Origin of the sequence: Pedobacter sp. KBW06 (genome assembly GCF_003852525.1) — a bacterium.
In the GTDB taxonomy this organism is placed as follows: domain Bacteria; phylum Bacteroidota; class Bacteroidia; order Sphingobacteriales; family Sphingobacteriaceae; genus Pedobacter.
The window spans coordinates 924,451-946,593 of the sequence record NZ_QAJL01000001.1 but is presented as its reverse complement, the minus strand read 5'-3'; the positions used below and the strand labels follow the sequence as shown (position 1 = coordinate 946,593).

The 22,143-nt window shown below is 39.2% G+C and carries 21 protein-coding genes; 17 read left to right on the top strand and 4 right to left on the bottom strand.

Going from position 1 to position 22,143, the window contains the following annotated elements:
• The first annotated feature begins 46 nt into the window (after nucleotides 1–46).
• The 17 genes from DBR43_RS03690 (at nucleotide 47) to DBR43_RS03615 (ending at nucleotide 13,765) form a co-directional block, all read left to right on the top strand.
• Complete coding sequence (locus tag DBR43_RS03690; RefSeq protein WP_124578011.1) at nucleotides 47–745, top strand: conjugal transfer protein TraI; 699 nt, start codon at nucleotides 47–49, stop codon at nucleotides 743–745.
• A complete protein-coding gene (locus DBR43_RS03685; protein ID WP_124578009.1) occupies nucleotides 732–1,382 on the top strand; it encodes a hypothetical protein in 651 nt (216 codons plus the stop codon). The genes DBR43_RS03690 and DBR43_RS03685 overlap by 14 nt, the downstream gene beginning before the upstream one ends.
• Nucleotides 1,369–2,004: a TerB family tellurite resistance protein gene (locus tag DBR43_RS03680; RefSeq protein ID WP_124578007.1), complete on the top strand. Its 636-nt coding sequence runs from the start codon at nucleotides 1,369–1,371 to the stop codon at nucleotides 2,002–2,004. The genes DBR43_RS03685 and DBR43_RS03680 overlap by 14 nt, the downstream gene beginning before the upstream one ends.
• Nucleotides 2,005–2,014: 10 nt before the next feature.
• Entirely contained in the window at nucleotides 2,015–3,214 is a 1,200-nt protein-coding gene (gene traJ, locus DBR43_RS03675; protein WP_124578006.1) for a conjugative transposon protein TraJ, read from the top strand.
• Nucleotides 3,215–3,230: 16 nt separating this feature from the next.
• Nucleotides 3,231–3,848 (top strand): conjugative transposon protein TraK, encoded by a 618-nt coding sequence (traK, locus tag DBR43_RS03670; RefSeq protein ID WP_124578005.1) that lies wholly within the window; start codon nucleotides 3,231–3,233, stop codon nucleotides 3,846–3,848.
• A gap of 246 nt (nucleotides 3,849–4,094) precedes the next feature.
• Nucleotides 4,095–5,159 (top strand): conjugative transposon protein TraM, encoded by a 1,065-nt coding sequence (gene traM, locus DBR43_RS03665; RefSeq protein ID WP_124578003.1) that lies wholly within the window; start codon nucleotides 4,095–4,097, stop codon nucleotides 5,157–5,159.
• A gap of 8 nt (nucleotides 5,160–5,167) precedes the next feature.
• The gene (locus DBR43_RS03660) at nucleotides 5,168–6,538 is read left to right on the top strand and encodes a hypothetical protein (protein ID WP_124578001.1); all 1,371 of its coding nucleotides are present in this window, start codon (nucleotides 5,168–5,170) and stop codon (nucleotides 6,536–6,538) included.
• Nucleotides 6,539–6,563: 25 nt separating this feature from the next.
• A complete protein-coding gene (locus tag DBR43_RS03655) occupies nucleotides 6,564–7,556 on the top strand; it encodes a hypothetical protein (RefSeq protein WP_124577999.1) in 993 nt (330 codons plus the stop codon).
• A gap of 58 nt (nucleotides 7,557–7,614) precedes the next feature.
• Nucleotides 7,615–7,788, top strand: a complete 174-nt coding sequence (locus tag DBR43_RS03650) for a histone H1 (RefSeq protein WP_124577997.1) — start codon at nucleotides 7,615–7,617, stop codon at nucleotides 7,786–7,788.
• 586 nt (nucleotides 7,789–8,374) lie between these two features.
• Nucleotides 8,375–8,971 carry a hypothetical protein gene (locus DBR43_RS03645; protein ID WP_124577995.1) on the top strand — a complete coding sequence of 199 codons (597 nt, stop codon included), beginning with the start codon at nucleotides 8,375–8,377 and terminating at the stop codon, nucleotides 8,969–8,971.
• A gap of 48 nt (nucleotides 8,972–9,019) precedes the next feature.
• Nucleotides 9,020–9,199, top strand: a complete 180-nt coding sequence (locus DBR43_RS03640) for a hypothetical protein (RefSeq protein WP_124577993.1) — start codon at nucleotides 9,020–9,022, stop codon at nucleotides 9,197–9,199.
• Nucleotides 9,200–9,202: 3 nt separating this feature from the next.
• Complete coding sequence (locus DBR43_RS03635; protein ID WP_124577991.1) at nucleotides 9,203–10,231, top strand: DUF932 domain-containing protein; 1,029 nt, start codon at nucleotides 9,203–9,205, stop codon at nucleotides 10,229–10,231.
• A 43-nt stretch (nucleotides 10,232–10,274) separates the two neighbouring features.
• Nucleotides 10,275–10,529 (top strand): hypothetical protein, encoded by a 255-nt coding sequence (locus tag DBR43_RS03630; protein ID WP_124577989.1) that lies wholly within the window; start codon nucleotides 10,275–10,277, stop codon nucleotides 10,527–10,529.
• Between the two features lie 56 nt (nucleotides 10,530–10,585).
• Entirely contained in the window at nucleotides 10,586–10,960 is a 375-nt protein-coding gene (locus tag DBR43_RS03625) for a hypothetical protein (protein ID WP_124577987.1), read from the top strand.
• Between the two features lie 374 nt (nucleotides 10,961–11,334).
• Complete coding sequence (locus DBR43_RS32875) at nucleotides 11,335–11,478, top strand: transposase (protein ID WP_148090753.1); 144 nt, start codon at nucleotides 11,335–11,337, stop codon at nucleotides 11,476–11,478.
• A 32-nt stretch (nucleotides 11,479–11,510) separates the two neighbouring features.
• On the top strand, nucleotides 11,511–12,821 hold the full coding sequence (locus DBR43_RS03620; protein WP_124577985.1) for a M12 family metallopeptidase: 1,311 nt from the start codon (nucleotides 11,511–11,513) through the stop codon (nucleotides 12,819–12,821).
• Between the two features lie 59 nt (nucleotides 12,822–12,880).
• Nucleotides 12,881–13,765 (top strand): hypothetical protein, encoded by an 885-nt coding sequence (locus DBR43_RS03615; RefSeq protein WP_124577984.1) that lies wholly within the window; start codon nucleotides 12,881–12,883, stop codon nucleotides 13,763–13,765.
• 114 nt (nucleotides 13,766–13,879) lie between these two features.
• On the opposite strand, the gene DBR43_RS03610 is transcribed toward DBR43_RS03615, so the two are convergent.
• The 4 genes from DBR43_RS03610 to DBR43_RS03595 all read right to left on the bottom strand — a co-directional run bounded on the left by DBR43_RS03610 (nucleotide 13,880) and on the right by DBR43_RS03595 (nucleotide 22,135).
• Entirely contained in the window at nucleotides 13,880–15,958 is a 2,079-nt protein-coding gene (locus tag DBR43_RS03610) for a glycoside hydrolase domain-containing protein (protein ID WP_124577982.1), read from the bottom strand.
• A 123-nt stretch (nucleotides 15,959–16,081) separates the two neighbouring features.
• A complete protein-coding gene (locus tag DBR43_RS03605) occupies nucleotides 16,082–17,713 on the bottom strand; it encodes a RagB/SusD family nutrient uptake outer membrane protein (RefSeq protein WP_124577980.1) in 1,632 nt (543 codons plus the stop codon).
• Between the two features lie 33 nt (nucleotides 17,714–17,746).
• Nucleotides 17,747–20,995 (bottom strand): SusC/RagA family TonB-linked outer membrane protein, encoded by a 3,249-nt coding sequence (locus tag DBR43_RS03600; RefSeq protein ID WP_124577977.1) that lies wholly within the window; start codon nucleotides 20,993–20,995, stop codon nucleotides 17,747–17,749.
• A gap of 180 nt (nucleotides 20,996–21,175) precedes the next feature.
• Nucleotides 21,176–22,135 carry a FecR family protein gene (locus tag DBR43_RS03595; protein ID WP_124577975.1) on the bottom strand — a complete coding sequence of 320 codons (960 nt, stop codon included), beginning with the start codon at nucleotides 22,133–22,135 and terminating at the stop codon, nucleotides 21,176–21,178.
• Nucleotides 22,136–22,143: the final 8 nt, after the last annotated feature.

Below are 22,143 nucleotides of genomic sequence, written 5' to 3'. Positions count from 1 at the left end.
GCAATGCATTATAGTTTCACAAGCCATAAAACTAATTATTAACCCAATGAAAATATTAAAGTATATGAAAAAGTACATGGTCATCCTGCCAGTCAGCACCATGTCGTTATTTGTCGCATTGCCGAAAGGGGCAAATGCTCAGATCGCGGTTGTGGAAGTAATCAAGGCCGGAGTTAAGAAGGTAATTAAAGCGGTAGACCTGAAAATACAGCGTCTCCAAAATCAAACGATCTGGTTACAAAATGCTCAGAAGGTATTGGAAAATCAATTGTCAAAATTAAAGTTAACAGAAATCGCAGACTGGACGGATAAGCAGAAGAATCTATACAGTGAATACTATCAGGAGCTATGGAAAATAAAATCTGCCATCACCTATTACAAGCGGATTAAGGACTTAACGGCAAAACAGGTGGCCATTGTCGATGAATATAAGTGGGCATGGAACCTTTTTAAGCAGGACAAACATTTTACTGCGGACGAACTCGATTACATGGAAAAGGTTTACGGTGGTATCCTCGAAGAAAGTATTAAAAACCTCGATCAGATCCTACTAGTCCTGGCATCCTTCAAGACCCAAATGAGCGATGCGGAGAGACTGGAAATCATCAACAAGGCTGCTGATCAGATGGACGGTAACTATACGACCCTCAAAAAATTCAACTACCAGAACATATCTACAAGTATTCAAAGAGCGGTTTCACTGTACGAAACTGCAAAATTAAAGGAAATATATGGCATCGAATAACTTAACCAGAATTTTAGTACTCTCTTGCCTGTTATCAACTTTGACAGTTCAGATCAGTCAGGCGCAGACTTTTGCGGAATTTTTTAAACAGAAGAAAACGCAAAAAAAGTACCTGCTCCAACAGATTGCCGCTTTGCAGGTTTATATCGGCTACGCAAAAAAAGGTTATAACATTGCCAGTAGTGGGTTACAAACCATAAAGGATATAACAAATGGCGAGTTTAGTTTGCATTCAGCTTTCATTAGCTCCCTGAAAACCGTAAGCCCCGTGATTCGCAAACATGTCAAAGTCGCAGAGATCATTGAATATCAGATCAAGATCGGTAGAGCATTTGGAACGGTGAAATATAGCCCTTATCTGTCTGTATCTAATCAACTGTATGTAATCGGTGTTCATGAAAAAATAATTCAGGAATGTGGAAAGGACTTGGAAGAACTGTTCCTTGTGATTACCTCCGGAAAAGTGGAAATGACCGATGAAGAACGGTTGCGGAGGCTGGACATTATCTATGAATCTATAGTAGACAAATACGCATTTACCATGGATTTTATCGGGCAGGTCAGGATCATGATCAATCAGGCAGAGAGAGAAGAACAATTTATTAATCATTTAAGAAAGTATTATGAAATCAATTAAAATTAAAATATCAGCTCTGTTGATGTTGATTATCGCATTGACAGGAAGCACAACGTACGCTCAATCTTCTGAAGTCCAGCAATTATTGCTCAACGTAGAAAAACTGAGCCAGTTAAAGAACATCCTGCAGGATATGAAAAAAGGGTATGCCATTGTTTCTGGTGGTTATAATGCAATCAAAAACATTTCCCAGGGCAATTTTTCTTTGCATGATGTTTTTCTTGATGGGCTAATGGTAGTCAGTCCGGAAGTTAAAAAGTATAGGAAAGTTGCCGACATTATTGTCTATCAAAAAAGGATCGTTTCGGAATATAAGTCAGCCTTTAATCGCTTTAAAGCGACAGATAACTTCAGTCTTTTAGAGATAGATTACCTGGGCAGGGTGTATAAACAGCTTTTTGATCAGAGCATTGATAACCTTGATCAGCTCGTCATGATCATTACTTCATCAAAACTTCGAATGAACGACCAGGAGCGCTTACAGGCCATCGACAAAATATTTGAAGATACCGAAGACAAGCTGATGTTTCTGAGAGATTTCAATGGGCAGGCACTTATTTTATCCTTACAACGTGATAAGGAAAAAGCAGATATCGGACAAACATTAGGCTTATTTCCTTAATCCTCAAATTATGAGAGCAAATAAAATTTCGGTTGCGGTGTTTACTGCAACCATCATCCTGGTATTTCCTGTTTGCGCAATGGCTCAGGGTGTCATTGAAGACATCAACGGTTTACAAAAAGTACTTGAGAAAGTGTATGATGAAATGATTACACTTTGTTCCAGTCTGATTTCAGTAGCTAGGGGCATAGCCGGATTTGGTGCCCTCTGGTTCATCGCAACCCGTGTTTGGGGCAATATTGCCCGTGCCGAACCCGTAGATTTCTATCCTTTGCTGCGCCCCTTTGCCCTCGGTCTTGCCATTTTGCTTTTTCCGGCAGTCATCGGCGCTATGAACGGGGTGCTAAAACCCACCGTCTCCGGTACGGCGAAAATGGTTAAGGATGGAGATAAAGCGATCAAAGCCCTTTTAAAGCAGAAGGAGATTGAGATGAAGAAAACTGACAAGTGGAAATATCTGGTTGGGGATGACGGAATGGGTGATCGTAAAGAATGGTATAGATTCACGCACCCAGAAGACAAAAACGGAAACAACGAAAACTGGATAGAAGCGATTGGCAATAACATGCGGTTCTGGTTGGATAAGCAGGATTATAAGATGCGTCATAGCGTCAAACAATTCATGTCAGAAGGATTACAGGTCGTTTATTATTCGGCGGCACTTTGCATCAATACGCTGCGGACATTCTTTTTAATTGTCCTGGCCATACTTGGCCCTTTAGTTTTTGGATTGTCCGTTTTTGATGGATTGCAACATACACTTTCCGTCTGGGTAGCCCGATACATCAATATTTATTTGTGGTTGCCCATCGCAAATCTATTTGGAACCATATTAAGCAAGATCCAGCAAAACATGATCAAATTAGATATTGACCAGGTACAGCAAAATGGAGATACCTTTTTTAGTTCAACAGATACCGCTTATCTCATTTTTATGATCATCGGAATTGTAGGCTATTTCTGCGTTCCCACCGTAGCCAATTTCATTATCCATGCCGGGGGTGGTAACTCTATGCTGACAAAAATTAATACCATGTCTGCATCAGCCATAAATGCCGCACAAAAAAGCGACGCAAAAAATCAGCAGGGAATGGAAAAAAGCGCAGGAATGATTGCAGATCGATTTGGCGATGACCGTAGAAATGTCTCCCATGGTATGGCTGAAGCTGGTGGACAGAACTATTTCAATGACAAACTATCCGGCAAATAAATTTAATCCTAAGATTATGTTTTCACAACTCAAAAATATAGACACGGCTTTCAAGCACATTAAAACTTTCAGTATTTTCCTGATTTTAGCCAATCTGATCACCATTTGCTTTGTGATCTATAGCAACAGCAGAATCACTGAAAAAGCCAGTGAACGTATATATCTGCTTTACAATGGAAAAGTGCTTGAAGCGATAGCTTCGGATAAGAAAAGTAACCTTCCTGTTGAATTAAGAGATCATATCAAAACTTTTCACCAATATTTCTTTAACATGAGTCCTGATGATAAAGCGATCCGGCAAACCATTACCAAGGCATTGTATTTAGCTGATGAATCTGCGAAAAAACAATTTGACAATTTAAAGGAATCTGGTTATATCAATAATCTGATCTCTGCGAATATTTCAAAGGATATTCAGGTGGACAGCATCCGGCTCAACATCAACCAATACCCATACGTATTCACTTGCTTTGCGACGGAAAAATTAGTTAGATCAAGTTCCACAGTTTACCGCAGGTTAATCACACAGGGAGTTGTTGATGAGCTTAAAGCAAAAACGGACGATAATCCACATGGCTTCCTGATCCGGGGCTGGGAAATACTGGAAAACAGAGATTTACCATCTAAACCCTAAAGTATGAAGTTCTTCAGGAAAAATAAGCAGCCTCACACTGAAGGCACACTAACCACTAAGCTTAATCTTTGGATAGATGACAAACAGCGGAAAACAGCGGACTTTTTAAATACAAAAACTCAGTTTCTAAGGGGGAAGATCTTAATGTTAGCCCTAGTTCTGTTCTGCGCCGTGGTCGGCTCCTATTGCCTCTACCTCATTACCAGTGGTTTTTAACAATAAAATATTCACTAAAAATAATACAATATGGAAACGAAAAAACGCATAGACAAGCGAAAAGTACTGTTACTGCTTCCGCTCATCATCCTGCCTTTCCTCGCATTAGGCTTTAAGCTGCTCGGCGGTGGAACAGGGACTATCGGAGCCGAACAGCAAACCTCAAAAAAGGGAATCAATACCAGTCTGCCTGACGCAACTTTTAATAAGAATCAGCCACAGGATAAAATGGCATTTTATGATCAGGCCGACAGGGATTCTATGAACTCAAAACCAAATGGACTCGAAAGCGTAGCTAAACATTTAGGTTTTAACTCTAACGTTGAGCAAACACAGACAAAAGAGATTGACGCAAAATTAGAGGCCTTAAACAGAGAAATCAACAAACCTGTTGAATCAGGTGGTTATCGCCAAAATCCCTTATCCCAAAATCCCCAGACCTCGGCGCTTAAAGATGATGTTGACAGATTGGAAGCTTTGATGAAGTCCATGCAGGAGACTAATAAAACTGAAGATCCTGAAATGAAACAGTTAAATGGATTAATGCAAAATATCCTTGACATTCAGCACCCCGAACGGGTACAGCAAAAGTATAAGGATCAGCAAATCGTCAGTCCTGATAGTGTTTTTAAAGCTATTCCCGCAATTATAGCGGATAACAAAAAGGCCATTCAAGGTGCTACAGTCAAACTTATTTTGCAGGATAGCATTCGCATAAACGGTGTGTCAATTCCCAAAGGACATGCGCTTTTCGGTTCCTGTAAAATTGTCAATCAACGCTTGTTGCTCGATATTAAGCAAATCCGTTTGGGAACTTCTATTATCCCTGTAAACTTATCTGTATACAGTTTGGATGGCATGATCGGCATTAATGCGCCTGAAGCGATGCTGACAGATGCCCTTAATAGCGGAACTGATCAGGCGGTTAGAGATGTTGGCTTACTTGGCTTTGATCAGTCCCTGGCGACACAAGTAGCGGGTGTCGGAATTGATGCGGCAAAGAACCTCATGAGTAAGAAATTACGGCGTGTAAAAGTTAAACTGGCAGCAGGTCAGGTCATTCTGTTACGAAATAACCAGCAGAAGACCCGATAACGGATTTTATGGCACACTTAAGTGATCCATCAATGGCCGTAGATATGCGGAATCATCTGGAAAAGCAGGCCGCACATGGGCATGAATGGGTGGTATACGACACCGACAATCCAATTAATACACAGTATGACCTCCATTGCTTTACCGACGAAATTGAAGCTATAAGGTTTGCAAAAGAGTATCAGCAGATATGGAACTGGCATGAGGCCGTGCCAATTAGCAGTCTAGTCTATGACCTCAAAAAGCTAGAAAGAAGTCAACTACGGCCAACGTTAGAGACTGAATTAAAAAACACAAAATCAACATTAAAAATAAATAACGTTAACATGGATGGACAGGTCAATAGAGCAAAACAGCTTTGGGAAAACTGGGAACATAAAGCATCACAAATCCAGGAACTTACTGGTTCAAAGGAAGATAAAGCTACTTTGCAGTTCAAGTATAATTACTTAACAAAGGGCTTGAACCGGCTTTCAATTGAACCCAGGGAGAAAGAAAAACTCTATGTTTTTGCGATTAAAAATGTAACCGCTAAACTTCAAAAACAGCTTTATCCAAATCCGGTAATAAGATTCCTGCATCTATTGGAGAACCTGTTTTTAGAAAAGCCTGCACAGCTTTTCTTATTTAAAACACAGAAAAGAGATTGTCTTGAAAAGCTTCAGGGGCAGCTTAAATCGGCAGGGCTTCATCATTTTGCGGGTAACTTAGGTCGGGAACTAGACTTTGAACGTAAAAAGATAGACTTGAAATCGTTAAGCAATCTTGCTGGTGAAAACAAATTGGAGGTTAAAGTACACCTCGAAAAGGTTAGCGAGGGTTCCTATAGATTTAATGGTTACACCGCTGCCATGATTGATGAGAAGGGTGAAAGGAAATCCGCATTCTTTTCGGCACACAAGGATGTTAACCTGAATGAGGCGGTAAATATTTTAGAAGGCAGACCAGTTTACAAAGGTCAGGAAAACGCTGATGGTACAATTAATCATAGGTGGCTTGAATTAACTCGTGTAGGAAAAGACCCGAACGCAACTCATGAATTGCTTAGTTTTTCACCTTCACAGACATTTGATCTTAAAAAAACACTGCTTGAAAACGCCATCCAACTGGACTTTTATAGTATCGCCAGAGAAGCTGTACAGCGTGGGCTGGAAGCCGGAAATAAAGTTGAATTTCAAATAAACGGAAATGGGAGGTACATCGTTGCTGCAAATCCTTCTGCTAAAACCGTAGATTTTTTTGATGCGAATAAAAAGCCGATCAGCCTGGTTACTCTAAAAAAGATCATTCATCCTGTAAAAAGGGAAATCGCTAAAGAACTCACGTTCATTAAGCAGAAAGACATAACGCAGGAAAACCAAATCCAAATTAATCGTTGAACTAATTCTAAAAAATTAAAAGACTATGGGTACAATTAATTTAAACAATCTGGAAGACAGGAAAGCTGACCTGAATGCATTGGGCGCAAGCGAGCAATCTATTAAGAAAATGGAAGAGAACATGAGAGCTGGTCTCTTAAATTTTAATATCCGAGAAACCAAATCAGCTACAAACGGTCATGTAGACATCACTTTCCCGTTCAAACGTTCTGAAAATTCCGAAAACTATTACATGTCGAAGTTTACTGCTGAACATTATAAAATTAAGCCGTTGGAGGAGGGACAGTCCTACTTTATTATAACCAGTAAAGGTGAAGGTAAAAACGATATTAAAAAACTAGATCATCCGATTGATGCAATTGAGCAGTTTAAGAAAAGAGAAGGAAATGCTGAACTCGCTGTCGGTAAAGACGTTGCACACAAGACGACCCTTGCAAGTATGGAAAAAGGAGAAGTCAATTTCGTCTCCAGAGATTTTCGGAACGCATTTTATGGTAAACCTATTGAACAGACTTTTTTCACCGAAGAGGGCAAAGGTTTTACTGTTCCGCAGGCAAGTAACCTGGTTCAGGGACGTTCCGTATATCGGAATGATATGGTGGATTATAAAACTGGAACTATTTATAAAGCCTGGGTAAATTTAGATATGGATCGTGGTAAAACTGGTTTGAATTTTAAACTGTTTCTGCGTCGAGATCCTGAATACGGTTTCGACCTGTCTAAAGTACTGAACGACTACAATATTAAAGGTCTGGACACACCGCAGAAAAAGGAAGAACTGGAAGAGGAATTAAGAAAAGGCGAAAGGCCGACAGTCACAGTAACAAAAGGAGGTGTAGATCAGGAATTAAAACTTGAACTCGCTGTCCGTTTTAAAAAAGTCAATTTCTTTAAACCAGACGGAAGCCCTCAAAACCGTGAGCAATTCTTAAAAGTGCCTGTCCTTGAGAAGCAATTGTTAAGTAACGATAAATCCAAAGACAAAGACCTTGCGCAAGGTCAGGAAATGGCACGTTAAGTATCTTTTCGCTCCTACACTAAATTAACCACCTAATTATTTACTTAATAATCAAATCATGAAAAAATTCTTAGAACTGAAAATGCTGATCACCTCAGCAGAAACGGATGCACGTAAATTTTATGAAAGAGGAAATAAATCCGCCGGAGTAAGGTTACGTAAGGCATTGTTATTAAGCAAAACAATAGCACAGGATGTCAGAAAAAACATATCTGCCATAAAAAACGTATAGTTCTTCATTACCAATTTATCAGCCTGAATGGAAACATTCAGGCTTTTTTTTGCCCCTCGTTTCGGCGAACCCAATCGCCTAAAGCGTAATGTGCTTTGCACAGCGCTCAAATCTATTCGCAGAGCGATACGTTCATGCATCGTTCCCGCTCTTCCTTCATGTTTGGTTTCCCACTCCTCAATTCTGTTAACCTTCCATACCGCTTATACTAAGTGATATCTGTTGAAAAGGTCATTAAATAAATGCCCCCGACCTTTTTGGATACCAAGGTATGAACAATCCCTTTTCCGGCAAGACAACCCCTGCGGGGTTTGCTGAAAAAAATCTTCCCTGCTCGCTACGCTCACGAGGTTTTTTTTTTCGCAAAGTCTTGACCTTGAAAAAGGGATTGCGTTCAGGTGAGGGTATTATCAAAAAGGCAGGAGGCTCCTGCCGACTGATGTTTTTTAACCCATAGTCCCATGAAAACAACCAACGGCAGAAGCCCACCCACAGCCCCTCAGGCGCTCCCAGAGCGCAAATTCTCCCTTATGCCGTATCCGGCCATACCAATTAAAAATTATTTAATCATTTAAAAATAGAAATCTTGAAAAATTCAAAAGCAACAATCAGCGCAACTCAAGGAACAGTTAACAATCAGGCAGTAACACAAAAAACCGCTATCCGTCCGGCCATACCCTCAAACGGTACCGCGCTTACACCTAGTGCAGCATTTGAGGAAGTAAAAAAGGAAGAAAATGCGGTTATCATGCCAGCCCTTCCCGCTGTCGTAACTGTAGAACCACCAAAAGAAGAGGCGAAAGCAGTTCAAAACGAAGTGAATCAACCTACTGCGGAGGCCACAAAAATGGAAATCAAAGAAGATTTGCAGGAAAGCAAACCCGCCAGAAATTTAGACAGTACCGTTAAATTGGTTTTAGACTTAAACCGCCGCATTAACCAAAGGGGTAAACTGTTAGAAACCATTGAAAATTTAGAATCCTTTGAAATCAAACAGCATGAAGATGCGGACGAAACAGAAACCAATCGTTTCAGCCGTTGCATGTTGACTATTGAGGACGACAAGGGGAATGAATTTACAACCAAAAACACCTTTATCATCAGTGCCGTTGCAGCGCAGGTACTCAAATTATGTTCTGAAAAATTAGGAGAAATCGAGGGCGAAATTTTTATTCCTGCCTAGTTGAAACCAACACCCCCGTATTTACGGGGGTGTTTAAAAATTACCATTATGAAAAAGTATTTTTTATATGTAACCATCTGTACAGAAGTAGATAGCGATTTAGAGCCATCTGACAGCATTCAGGAGGTGAAAAAGGAAGCATTTTTCCTAATCAGCAATACACAAAACGTGCGGTTTTTGCACGCTGAAGTACTACAAATCGAATCTTTTAACCCTTTTAATAATTAAATCATGGCACATAATATCAATTATAACAGCAAAACAGATCAGTATAGTTTTATGAGTGTGAAAGAAAAAGCATGGCACAATTTAGGTCAGGTAATTGAACATTATCCAACCAGTGCCGAAGCGGTAAAATATGCGGGGCTTGATTATGAAGTTGCCAAACGCTCTAATATTCACCCATTGCCAAGTGGCATGAACATTATATCTGATAGCAGTTACTTTACTTTCCGGACAGACACTGAGGATATTTTGGGCGGTAAAATCGGGGCTGATTATGAGGTGGTACAAAATACCGAAGCGTTCGCATTTTTTGACGACATCGTAGGTGGTGACGGTATTAAGTACGAAACCGCCGGAGCATTGGGTAAAGGTGAAATTATTTTTATTACCGCCAAGCTACCGGATTATATAGGGGTTGGGCGTGACGATCTGATCGAGCAATATCTTTTTTTAACTTCTACTCATGACGGACTGGGTAGCATTACAATTGCGTACACCCCTATACGGATCGTGTGCAATAACACCCTAAATGCAGCCCTGAAAAACAATACCGGTCGTATTAAAATCCGCCATACCGCAAGTGCAACGGAGAAACTGAAACAGGCGCACAAAATGTTAGGTATTAGCAATCTGCTGTCTAGTGAAATGGAGGAAATCTATAACAGATGGTCACAGGTTCGTATTAATGATCCTGAATTAAAAAGATTAATACAATTGGCAATGGTGCCGAACCGGGAGACCTTGGAAAAACTCCGCAAGGGAGAGGACGAACAGCTATCTACCAGTTTTAACAACATCATCGAAAATGTGTATGAATATGCGATGAGTAGCGAGAGCCAGCAAATGAAAACAACGAAAGGTACAGTGTTCGGGGCGTTTAATTCAATTACAGGTTATTACCAAAATGTTCGGAATTTCAAAGACGAAGAAGCAAAATTTAAATCAATCATGTCCGGTACTGCGATGAACCGGACGCAATCCGCTTTTAACCTTTGCATTGCTTTTGCGAAAGTCGGTAACAGCGCACTTAATTAACTGATCAGTCAATGGGGGAGCAATCCCCCTAAATATCTAAGTTATGAAATCATTAAAAACAGGTTTTAACCCCTTGGAACGGGAAGAAATGAACTATCATGAATACCTGGATTATTGGGTATGCAAATGTGGGAATTTTGAAAAAATGAAAGGGTTTAACGCCAGTACAAAGTACGGAAATCTGATTAGTCCGATTGGCGCAGAGTATTGCAGATGTGAACAATGCGGGAGGGTGATAGAAATCCACAGCCATACAATTATCGGAATTAATCTAACCCCCGATAGGGGAAGGTTTTAGCCTTTAAATTAACTAATCGATTAAAAATGGAGGCGCCCTCCCTAAAAAATGGAATCATGAAAGCATTACAAGACTTAACAAATACAGAAAAAGCCAGATTACTATACGATCTTTTTCCCGCTGAAATTCCCCTGTTTTTGGATGATTTGACAAAGGTTTGTGAAGACCTTAAAGTACGGAAGGAAGCATATTTAAAAGAGTGGGAATGTAGTTTCATAAATTTTGATTACTGGTTTTCATTAGCAGAAAATACCGCAGACATCTTAAAAAGACAGACTTTTAATATGAAAAAAAGCAGTAAAGTTTTTTCTGATCAGCTATTTTTTATGGACACAAGTTTTTTTGTTAATGATCGCATCGCTAAATACGCAGACCGTAGGAGCAAAAATGAGAAGTTCAAAATTGCGGTTAACTTACTTTATTATCCATAGGAAAAGTCTGTTTCTACAGCTTTAAAAGGCCTTGCTTTGATCCTTAAAAAGGGTGGAGCTAGGGCCTTTTTTCGTCGGCGATTTAAGTGATTTATAAGTGATCTGTAAATGATGGATTGAATTTCTGTTTCCATCCTCTGACTGATAATTACGACAGGTTCTTTAATTTTCTAAAAGAAAAAGAATAGCTGAAATTTATCTTTGATCCATTTTTCGCATGTGCTCTTGAAAAAGATATTCCTGATACTCATTGCCGAATTTTTCATGGCGTGAATAACGAGCTCTAAGGTAATATATGATTCCTAAAATTGCGGCAACAATGAAAAAAGGGATACTTCATCAAAGTTCTTAAAGACAACCAAATCAATATATCCATGGACGGCAAAGGAAGGGCGCTGGACAATATGTTCATTGAACGGTTCTGGAGAGTATTGAAACAGGAAGACCTTCATTTGATCATTGTTTACGGGTTGCATGATTTTAAATTAATTGTTAGTTTTGATAAGGTGCCACCTTAATCATTCTCCTATTCAAATTAAAAATCAAAACAATGAAATTATTTTTTAATTCTCTCCTGGGTATATGCCTGACGATGGGTATATTCTTCTCCTGTAAAAAAAATATTCAAAATAATGAAGAGCAAAATATTAGTTCAATTCATGATGGCGACACAATAATACACACATTGAATATTAATGGAAATATCAATATCATTAAAGAAATTAATAATGAGTATTTTTATGCAGATGACATTATCTTAAGTAAAAAACAGTTTAACAGTTTAAAAAGAATGACATTGTCAAATCTTGGTACCATTGAAAGAAGTACTATTGCTCTGGACTTTATAAGAACCTGGCCAGATGCAAAAGTATATTATAGTTATCCTGATGCGACTAAAATGACAGTAGCGGAAAACAAAGCTTTTGTTGCTGCTATAAATACAACATTAAAAAAAATTAGCGATTCAACAAACATAAAATTTATACTGCGGACAAATCAACCGGAATATATGCAGTTTGTTAAACATCCCAATTCCAATAACTCTCCTGTAGGATGGGAGAAAGGTAAGGTTAATATGGTTAACCTATTTAACTTTAATATGGTTGGGGTCGTCATGCATGAAGTAATACATTCTTTAGGTATCATGCATGAACAATGCAGACCTGATAGAGATGACTACATCATTGTACATTTTTCAAATATAAAAGATGGTCATAAACATAATTTTAATAAGAATCCAAACTATGCCGGACATGGCCCGTTTGATTTTAATTCTATTATGTTATACAGTTCTAAAGATTTTGCAAAAGGCGATTCATTGCCATCAATGACAAGATTAGATGGAACTATTTTTATTAAACAGCGAAAGGATCTAAGCGCTGGAGATATTAACGGATTAAAGACTTTATACTTTCCTGCCGTTTCCAATGGAACTTATGGTATCAGGCCAGTATATTTAAGTGACAAATCAATATCAGTTTCATCACCTTTAACAGGTGATGAAACTGATATTGTTCTATACGAAAATGGGACAACAAACGATCAAAAGTTTTATTTTAGAAAGGTAGATCATGGCTATTATCAAATTAAATCTCTGCTGGACACCAATAAGGTACTTACTGTTAAAGGAGCTTTAACGAGTAGTGGAACCAGAGTTGAATTAAGTAGTAATGCGGGGAGTGCTTCACAGAAGTTCCGATTGTATAATATAGGTAATGAGGGTTTTAGTATGGCACCAATGAATGCATTATCATTAAGGCTTGAAGTGCTCGGAGGCAGCATTGATAATCTTGCCCCAATAGTGGTAAGTACTTATGACACAAATTCAAAAGCACAAAAATTTAATTTAATTAAGCTATAATTTAATATAACCCATACTATCCGGCACTGTAGTATGGGTTTTTATCCCTTTACTGATCTTTGAAAAAAATTATAGCTACGCTGCTCTTCTCATTTATACATCTTTATGTTTTATCCCAGTCTCCTAAATGGAAGATTGAAGCCTCAATAGAACATTTAAGCCATGATTACAATTGGTCTATAGCTGGAAATATTGAAGGTAATTCACCTAATATTTTATCCGAATTAGTTTGGCAGAACCTGAAGGGACCAAAAATTAACCTGAATATCAGCCGCGCAATTTACAACCATTTTGAATTAAGTTTTAATTTTAGTCAGCATAAGATTAAACAAGGCCGGTTTAAAGACACAGATTATTTACAAAATAATAGAACTGATGCCTTTTTTAAAAAAGATGGACTGAGCAATGAGGGTAAGGCATACAATTATTCACTACTTTTAAAATATGAATTACCCGTTAGCCGCTTTTTAAAACTGAAGCCTTATGTGGGTGCGACGTATTTTGATAAAAAGCTCTATATGCTGGATTTTCCTGATGAGCTAACCGATCCGCCTTTGAATTCCATCTATAAAAATCAGTGGGAAGGTGCTGTTTTAGGTGTTGAGACCAGCTATCAAATTAATAAGGTATCATTGATTTTGAATACTGTAGCTGGTTATTATAACTATTTAGCAGAAGCACAATGGAATTTAAATGAAAAGTTTAATCAGCCGCTAAGCTTTAAGCAAACTGCAAATAGCTATACATTTTTGGTTGGCTTTACCACTAGTTATAGCTTATCAAAGCATATTAATATGCTATTGGGTATGGAAAAAAAATATGGAGCAACTTATTCGGGAATAGATGAAGCATACCTGATCAATGGAGTGAATGTTAAAACCAGATTTAATGGTGCTGAGTTTAATAGTTTTGGAGCAAAGATTGGTTTGGAATTCGGGTTCTAGTTGATTTTCATAATATACCGATAATTGTATCGTAATGGCGTAGCCTTTATATTGGCGAACTGAACAAAGATCCAGGAGCAAACGTTATCGGTAACGTTTGCTTAAATCTAAATATTACCTATCCTCTTTTTCAATATCAGAAACCCACAAATTCCCTGCTCCAAAGTTAGCTTCATGCGATTTTGAAGCTCTTATTACTAAAGATCCTCCCTTTTGAATTTCATCATGCGTCAGCCAGGTCCTGTTTAATTCTTTACCATTTAATGAAACACCTTCTATATAAATATTTTGTTCTCCAAAATTTTCAACTTTGATATTTAATGGTTTGGCGCCAGCTTTGATAACAACAGATTCAAAAAATGGCACATTAAGGTAATATACTGGCCAGCCTAAACACGCTGGCTGGATACCCATAGCCGAAAGTATAAACCAACCCGACATTGCTCCTGCATCGTCATCCATTGTACGGATGTAAGCTTTAGGCTCGTTCTTGTAAATCCGGTCAATAAAAGAACCGATACCTCTGCTGTTGTCATTAAAATAATGCTGTATTACAGTGTCTAACGAAAGTTGGTGCACCAGTTTCTGATATTTCCATGGTGTTGTGGTAGCCTGATAAAGCTCCTGTGTTTGCAAATCAGGTTCATTGGATTTATTAAAATAGTCGTTATCAAAGAAGTCGTCAAGCTGGGAAGTGAAGTTTTGTTGCCCACCAGTAAGTTCAACCAAACCTTTTAAATCGAAAGGCACAGCCCATCTGTATTGCCTAATCGTTCCCTGGTATAGACTACGCGCTCCCATTCGGTCAACATCCTTTGCCGATAGGTCCTTAAAATCTTTTAACCAATACTTTTTATATTCCAATGCGCGTGCTTTATATTTTTCACTCTGTGCATCATCACCAAATTTTTTGAACAGTCCTGATAAAGCCCACAAATCATAAGACGCTTCGAGTGACTTATCCGGTTTACTGAAATCCAAACGGCTGGCTTCTGCAAGAATAGAATCTTTTATAGCGGGGAAATTAATCTTATACCCCTTCCTTAATGCATCCAGTAAAACGACCATCGAATGTTCAGTTCTAACTGTATTTGAAGGTTCTTTTGGACCCGCAAAATCCCTTTTCCCATAAGGATAAAGATTGGCAACAGAGCCCACTATATCTCCATATGTTTTGGGATACAATACAGAAAGCAATGGAAGCTGAGTTTTATAGTTGTCCCATATTGCCCACCCATGGTAGCGTGTGCTATCTGATTTGCGCAAACTTCCATCTATTGCTCTGTAGGCACCGTCAGGTTCTGAAATGTTATAAGGTGATTGTATAACACGATAAAGGAGCGAGTAGAAAAGCTTCGTACGCTCCGCATCACCCTTTACTTCTACTTTATCCAATAGTTCATTCCATGCTGCTGCACTTTTTTGTTTTGCAGATGCGAAGGTGTCTTTTCCATTTGCCGAGCTGACAGCATAGGATGTATCTACAGCTGATATGCCTACCTTGACCTCAATTTCTTTAGCATTACTAGATGGTACAGCTACCAGAATATGCCCCCCTTGATCTTTCCATTCTACAGATTGATCAAACTTCAATTGATAATAAACCTTGTAGGTACCCGCATGGCAGGTAGTTTTTGCTTCAATCCAACCTGTAATGGCATTTCCTTCTATCATATGCGATTCGTTTACAAATGCATTGTTAAATGTATGACCAAGATCTATCAGAAACCCCTTCTTACCAACAGGCATGCGATACTGATGTAACGCTGTCTGTTTATTCACCACAAAGCCGGCTTTAATTCCATTGGTAAAGCCTATCTGATAAAAACCGGGGCTAGCTTGCTCAGATGATTTGATTAAAGATTTATTATCGTCCTTATCTCCTAAAAAAGGTTTTACAAATAAAATCCCTCCGCTACCCTGACAACCGACCCCCTCAAACCTACTATGCGTAAAGCCAACAATTTCTTTTGCCAGATGTTCATAACCGGTATGTGTAGTAGGGTAGGTCTGCGGAGCAATGCTAATTTCACTATGTGGATAGGAAGCTGCGGGAGACATCTGGCCGTGATCGCCGGAAGAACCGAGAAATACATTTACCAATTTGTCTTTGCCGTTGTTTTTAGTCTGGGAAAACCCTCCACTACCTGACATCAATAGTAACCCCAATAAAAAAAAAGATGTAATCTTCATATATGTGTGTGTATCGTTTTAGCAATAGGAAAGGGGCCGTCTGAAAATAAGCCCCTTTCACGCTATTGAAAACAAAAATCAGTATTAGAATCTAATTGATCGTGCTTTTGTGTTAGTTATAGGTTAATTAGCATACCCTGGATTTTGTACAAGGTTTATGTTATTTGCCATTTGTCTGAAAGGAATAGGATAGATTTCTTTTCTCTCATCATTTGTTGGTGTATGATCCCACCAGGAACCCTTAGTAAATTTCCCAAATCTGATGATATCAGTACGTCTTTTTCCTTCAAAAATAAACTCACGGCCTTTCTCTGCCAATAGTTCCTCCATGGTTAAGCTCACAGTCGTATATTTCGCTGCGTCCCAGTCTGCCGGAGCAAATGCGCGCTTACGGCTCTCATTGATCAAATCTACCGCTTCTTGCGTCGAAGCTCCACCATTTTTTCGCATCAAGGCCTCAGCTTTAAAGAAATAAATCTCCGTAAGCCTATAGATCATAAATTGATTTTCTTTATAATTGGCGTCACTGGTTCTACCTGATTTATATTTATTGAATCTTGCTCCACTGTTTTCTTCTCCTTTAGTCATTCCTCCCTCACTGGTCAAATCACCCTCGCTTTCACGACGGATAGAATTTACCAGAACAAAAGGTTTTCCGCTGTATTCTTCTGAACCTGAGACAGGAGTCGTGGTCCCATATTTGTATTGCGGGCCAAACAGGAACCATTCCTTTTTACGAAGGTCATTTTCGGCATAAGCATTAAATGCGCTAGGAGTAACTACATAGGCATTATTCCCTTGATAAGATACATCCAATACATCGTTCATATAGGGAAATCCATGCAGGACTATCCATTGCCATTCAAAACCTCCTTTAAGGCTGTAAGCAAACTGAAACAAAGCTTCAGAGGCCAATCTATTGGTATTTGCGAAGGTTGTCGTTAGGTTACTGGCTAATTTAGGTGTTCCCCCCAAACCGCCGGCAGATCCATCCATAATCTTATTACATGCGGCTATGCACTGATCCCACATTGGCGTTCCCGCCCATTTTTCTGCATTTAGGTAAAGTTCTGCGAGCATCGCATAACCACCGGTCTGACCAATCCTGCCAATTAGCGGCACAGAATAGGGAGCCAATTGAGGAACATAAGTCTCCAGTTCTGTTTTGATAAATTCAAACACTTCTTTACGTGATGCAGTTGGTGGGTTTTTAGGTAAGCCGACTTTCGTAGCAATAGGGATATTTCCCCACATGTCAACGAGTTTCATGTAATGAAAGCCTCTCAATACATGAAGTTCAGCAAGTATAACCTTTATTTCTGCTGGATCCATACCGATGCTTGCTGCATTAATCTTCTCTATATCTTCGATAGCAGCATTTGTATAGCCTAGTCCAGTCCACATCCCTACCCACGCATTGTTCAACCGACCTTCATTTAACGTCCAGGTATGATAGTGTTGACGAATATGGTCTCCATTATCATACGCATGACGACCCTTCTGGGGCCATGCCAACTGATCAGAAGACATTTCCGCATGGTAATAATAACTATCTCCCCTGATTGGTGCAAGCCATGATTGCAAGTGTGTCATTGGTCTAAGTGCACCCTGAAGAACCTCAGTTCTGTTTTTATAAAAATTTTCTTTGTATAACTCACTATAGAGTTTTTCGTCCAGTTTAGTACAAGAATTTAATGTGGATAATGCTGTCACCATTGTGAGTATAACAGCGTATTTATAGCGTTGCAATTTCATGAGTAATCTTTTACAGTGTGTTAATAATTGGGATTAAAAGCCTATGCTAAAGCCAGCAGTCCATGATCTTGTTCTCGGATAGAAACCTCTGGAATCTACGCCAGTGTCAAAACCTGTGTCCTGCAGTTCTGGATCAAGGCCACTATAGCCGGTCATAGTAAGAATATTGCGTCCTGAAACGAATAACCTCATATTGCGGATATAGGTACTGTTTAGCTTGAAGTTGTAGCCCAAAGTAAGGTTATCAAGCTTCACAAAATCACCTTTCTCCAGGTAGTAATCAGAATACTGAGGTGCGGCTTTTAGCGCATTATTTTTGCCAAATGCGCTATTGAATACATTATTGGGCAAGTAACTCTTATTGCCATAGAAAATATCCTGAAGGTTAAGGATATCAAATCCAAACTTTCCTCTTATAAATACCGTAAGATCAAAGTTCTTATAACGAAACGTCTGATTTAGGCTTAGTCCGTATTTAGGAACCCCATTTCCAATAATAGTTTTATCTTCTTCTGTCATTTGTCCAGCTTCAGCAACGGAGCCATCCTTTTTGTAAAATAACCAAGCTCCGGCATCCGTGAATCCTGCAAAACGCTTTCCATAAAAGTTTCCAATCACACCGCCTTCATCAATTCTAATCGCCGGTCCCATAGCTCCCGGGTTTGGAATGTCTGCATAAAATAATGAGGTTGCTTTAAACACGTCATTAGTTAAATAGGATAATTTATTGAACTGTGAGTTGGCAGTCAGGTCAATGTTCCATTGAAAATCACGGTTTTTAACAGCCAGTGCACTAATCTGAAACTCGACACCATCGTTTTTAATTGCACCCACGTTTGTATAGATATCACCTCGAACGTAGCTTGGTTGCTGTGCCACATAGCTAAGCAACAAATCTTTAGTTTCTCTACTATATGCATCTATAGCACCCGTGATTCTGTTGTTTAACACTGCGAAATCCAATCCAAAGTTCCATTCTTTCTTTTTCTCCCAGCGCAAATCGGGATTTGGATTTCTACCTGCGCCATAAGTTTGATAATAATCTGTTCCTTGTGGATATACCCCCCCAGTTCCCAGCGTAATTAAAGATTGATAATTACCAATTCCCGCATTTCCTGTAATACCGTAACCAGCTCTTAACTTTAAACTGTTGATTACAGGAATATTTTTCATAAATGCTTCATCACTTAGCATCCAGCCGATGGAAGCAGCAGGGAAGCTACCGTATTTATTATTGGCTCCAAATTTTGATGAGCCTTCGCGACGTAAAATGACCTGTGCAAAATATCTGCCCTTATAGGAATAGTTGGCCCTTCCAAAGAATGCGATTAACGTATTATCTTCTTTAAAGCTGCCAATGCCCGGTCTCGGTAAAGTAATTGTATTGATTGCCCCGCCTGAACCGAGGTTCCAATCTAAAAATCCGTCAGTGGTTAAACCATTGTTACTTACGTTAAAACGCTCCGCGGTAGCGTACTGATAGCTATATCCAAGTATAGTGCTTACATTGTGATGAGCACTGAACGTTTTCCTGAAATTTAATGTTGGCTCGAAAGTTTTAGCCCAGTTAAGTGCATTTTCTTTGCTTCCATAGGCCATTCCCCGATAGCTTGAATTGAGGCGTTGATCCCAGTCCGTTGTTGAGCGGTAGTATCTATTGTTGTAGTTATCTCTTTGATAAGATCCGAATACTGAAAAAGAAAGTTCATCGATTAGGTCTAACGTCGCTTTGGCATCACCAGAGAAAGTTTGCTGATCGCGTTCATCAATTCGATTCGCATATCTGGACAGGGGATTATACCTGTCATTTGGATTATTGAATGTACCATCAGCATTCATTGTTGGTGCTGTTGGATTCCAGATTACCGCCTGTTCAAAGTCTCCGCCACCACCACCAAGTAAGTTGGCCTTGTTAAAATTGGCAACCATATTGACTTGTATTGTCAGGAGATCCTTTAGCCCCTTTTGGTTAATGTTTAGGCGACCACCCCATTGCTCTCTTCTATTTTCTTTTGCGATACCCTGAAAATCATTCATGTAGCCAGAAGCCCTATAGTTTGTTTTTTCATTTCCACCAAAGGCAGCGAAGTTATGATACTGACTTAAGTTGTCTTTATTGATCAGTTCATTGTACATATCTGTTGAGCCCCCCATATCTTGTTCAGGTTTGATCTCACCGGAGGCAATTCTTGCTCTCCATTGCTCAGCTGATAAGAAGTCAGGTTTTTTATCCACAAAATCCTTTTGAAAATAGGTATTGTATTCAAACTGAGCTGCTCCGGCCTTGCCTTTTTTGGTCGTAATCAAAATTACCCCTGCATTACCGCGAGTACCATAAATTGCTGCGGCTGAACCATCCTTAAGTACATCGATGGCTTCAATATCGTCCTGCTGCAGTAAATCCAAATTGCCCCCCGGAATTCCGTCAATCACGATTAATGGACTTCGTGTTCCTGTGATCGAGGATACACCGCGAAGTTGAATGGATGCTCCCGAATTTGGGTTGTTTCCCTGAGTCCTTGTAATATTTAAACCCGCTACCTTGCCTTGAATCAGGTCCATTGGAGATCTTGCTGCTCCTTTATTGAAATCCTCTTCTTTAATTGTCGCTATAGCTGATGTCACCTCTTTACGCTTTTGTGTACCATAACCAACAACAACTACTTCATCAAGCTTACTCAATTCATCTCTCATAGAAAAGGTTAATGCAATCGATTCGCCTTCGCCAACAGAAATACTAGCTTTGCGCTGAGTAGCAAATGAAATGTAACTTACTTCCACAGTATAACTTCCCGGAGGCAGGCTGATGCTAAATTTTCCATCTGCATCAGTACTTAGCGTTTTATTGAGCTCAATTATTTTAACGCTTGCGCCAATCAAAGGCATTCCTAATTCATCGATAACCCGACCAGCAATTTTACCGGGCACAGGCATTTTTGATAGCGTAATAATCCCTGAATTTTCTTTGAAATTGATTCTGTTGGGCAGCAGAATCGCATTCAGAATTGTTTCAAGCGTTTGATTTGTAAAAGTTATTTTTCCGACTTTAGTCTCTTCTAGTTTAAGGTTATCTGTGAAGGCGAAAGCGATGTTGTTTTTTTGTTGTATTTCCTGGATCAGTCTGTATAGATCTGTCTTATCGTGGGATACATTCAGACGCCTCTTCAACAGCTGGCCCTTCGAAACTCCAGCCAATAGCAACTGTGAAGCTAAAATAGTTACCAGTGTGATTATTAATGTGATGCGCATAAGCTTCTGCAATAGCAGTAATTTTTGTTTCATTCAATTTTTGTTGCATTCAAATACAGCTCGAGAGTCTTGGATTATATACTCTGGTTTCATAGATTTGAATAGTTAGTAATTAATTTATTTTCATTGCTAATGCCTTCAGTAGTACAGCGTCCAAACTAGATACTGAGGCATAAATCACCTGGCGGATTCACTGGATTCGCCAGGTCTCTTTTAATAGATTTCTATTTCATTCGGCTCCTCCTGTGAATACTTTTTGTTTACTATGGTCATTAACATATCCAAAGCATTTTCTCTTGACTGATTTGAACGTAGTGTAATGTTGTATTTATAGGCCTTTACCTTCTTGTCTTTTGTACTTATTTTTACACCATATACATTGAGCATAGCTTGCTGAACTTCCTGAAAACTGGCTTTTTCTAATACAGTGAGGCCAGATATCCAAGCAGTGCTATTTGACGACATGATGCTTTTCACTTCGAATTGATGTGTGGTTTTACTAAACTCAAGCCCTTGTCCTTTGGTCAGTAGAGCGAGTGTCGTTTGTCCTTCATTTACCTGGACTTTACCGTGACCAACACTTACTTTAATGCGCTGGAATTGCTGATAGGCATTAACGTTAAACGCCGTCCCCAATACTCGGATACTAATTTCCCGGGCATCAACAATAAATGGTTTCAAGGAATCCCTTTGAACTTCAAAATTAGCTTCTCCCATTAAAGTCAACCTGCGTTCTTTTGTTCCAAAGTCTGTGGGCAGGCGAATACTGGAGTTTGCATTTAGCCAAATTACGGTGCTGTCTTTCAATAGGATCTTTTTGATTTCCTTCCGTCCAGTTTGATAGGTTTGGGTAATTTGAGAATTTACTACTTCTTTTTCCTGTAACCGATGTTGCAGGTAGCCTAAGGAGACCCCAGAGATTACTGTCAATAATGCCGCGGCCTGCATCCAAGGGTTTCGAAACCAAGGCTGTTTTGGGACTTGGGGCGCTGTTTTATTAAAAATACGCAAACGTGTCATCTCAGTTTCTTCCATATTGGAAATCCCCGGAATGCTCTTTTTTGAATCTTTGTCAAAAGAATCATACCAGGCATCGACTATAAAGCGTTCAGCTCCATTGGCTGTGCCGTTACTGTATTTTTCTAGGAGTTTTTTAAAAAATGAATCTTTCACTATGGGTC

Excerpts from the sequence above, each read along its gene's own strand:
- DBR43_RS03655 (WP_124577999.1), top strand. The coding sequence starts at position 6,564 with ATGGGTACAATTAATTTAAACAATCTGGAAGACAGGAAAGCTGACCTG.
- DBR43_RS03685 (WP_124578009.1), top strand. The coding sequence starts at position 732 with ATGGCATCGAATAACTTAACCAGAATTTTAGTACTCTCTTGCCTGTTA.
- DBR43_RS03630 (WP_124577989.1), top strand. The coding sequence starts at position 10,275 with ATGAAATCATTAAAAACAGGTTTTAACCCCTTGGAACGGGAAGAAATG.
- traJ (WP_124578006.1), top strand. The coding sequence starts at position 2,015 with ATGAGAGCAAATAAAATTTCGGTTGCGGTGTTTACTGCAACCATCATC.
- DBR43_RS03660 (WP_124578001.1), top strand. The coding sequence starts at position 5,168 with ATGGCACACTTAAGTGATCCATCAATGGCCGTAGATATGCGGAATCAT.
- DBR43_RS03635 (WP_124577991.1), top strand. The coding sequence starts at position 9,203 with ATGGCACATAATATCAATTATAACAGCAAAACAGATCAGTATAGTTTT.
- DBR43_RS32875 (WP_148090753.1), top strand. The coding sequence starts at position 11,335 with ATGGACGGCAAAGGAAGGGCGCTGGACAATATGTTCATTGAACGGTTC.
- DBR43_RS03690 (WP_124578011.1), top strand. The coding sequence starts at position 47 with ATGAAAATATTAAAGTATATGAAAAAGTACATGGTCATCCTGCCAGTC.
- DBR43_RS03600 (WP_124577977.1), bottom strand. The coding sequence starts at position 20,995 with ATGAAACAAAAATTACTGCTATTGCAGAAGCTTATGCGCATCACATTA.
- DBR43_RS03610 (WP_124577982.1), bottom strand. The coding sequence starts at position 15,958 with ATGAAGATTACATCTTTTTTTTTATTGGGGTTACTATTGATGTCAGGT.
- traK (WP_124578005.1), top strand. The coding sequence starts at position 3,231 with ATGTTTTCACAACTCAAAAATATAGACACGGCTTTCAAGCACATTAAA.
- DBR43_RS03640 (WP_124577993.1), top strand. The coding sequence starts at position 9,020 with ATGAAAAAGTATTTTTTATATGTAACCATCTGTACAGAAGTAGATAGC.
- DBR43_RS03625 (WP_124577987.1), top strand. The coding sequence starts at position 10,586 with ATGAAAGCATTACAAGACTTAACAAATACAGAAAAAGCCAGATTACTA.
- DBR43_RS03680 (WP_124578007.1), top strand. The coding sequence starts at position 1,369 with ATGAAATCAATTAAAATTAAAATATCAGCTCTGTTGATGTTGATTATC.
- DBR43_RS03605 (WP_124577980.1), bottom strand. The coding sequence starts at position 17,713 with ATGAAATTGCAACGCTATAAATACGCTGTTATACTCACAATGGTGACA.
- DBR43_RS03620 (WP_124577985.1), top strand. The coding sequence starts at position 11,511 with ATGAAATTATTTTTTAATTCTCTCCTGGGTATATGCCTGACGATGGGT.
- traM (WP_124578003.1), top strand. The coding sequence starts at position 4,095 with ATGGAAACGAAAAAACGCATAGACAAGCGAAAAGTACTGTTACTGCTT.
- DBR43_RS03650 (WP_124577997.1), top strand. The coding sequence starts at position 7,615 with ATGAAAAAATTCTTAGAACTGAAAATGCTGATCACCTCAGCAGAAACG.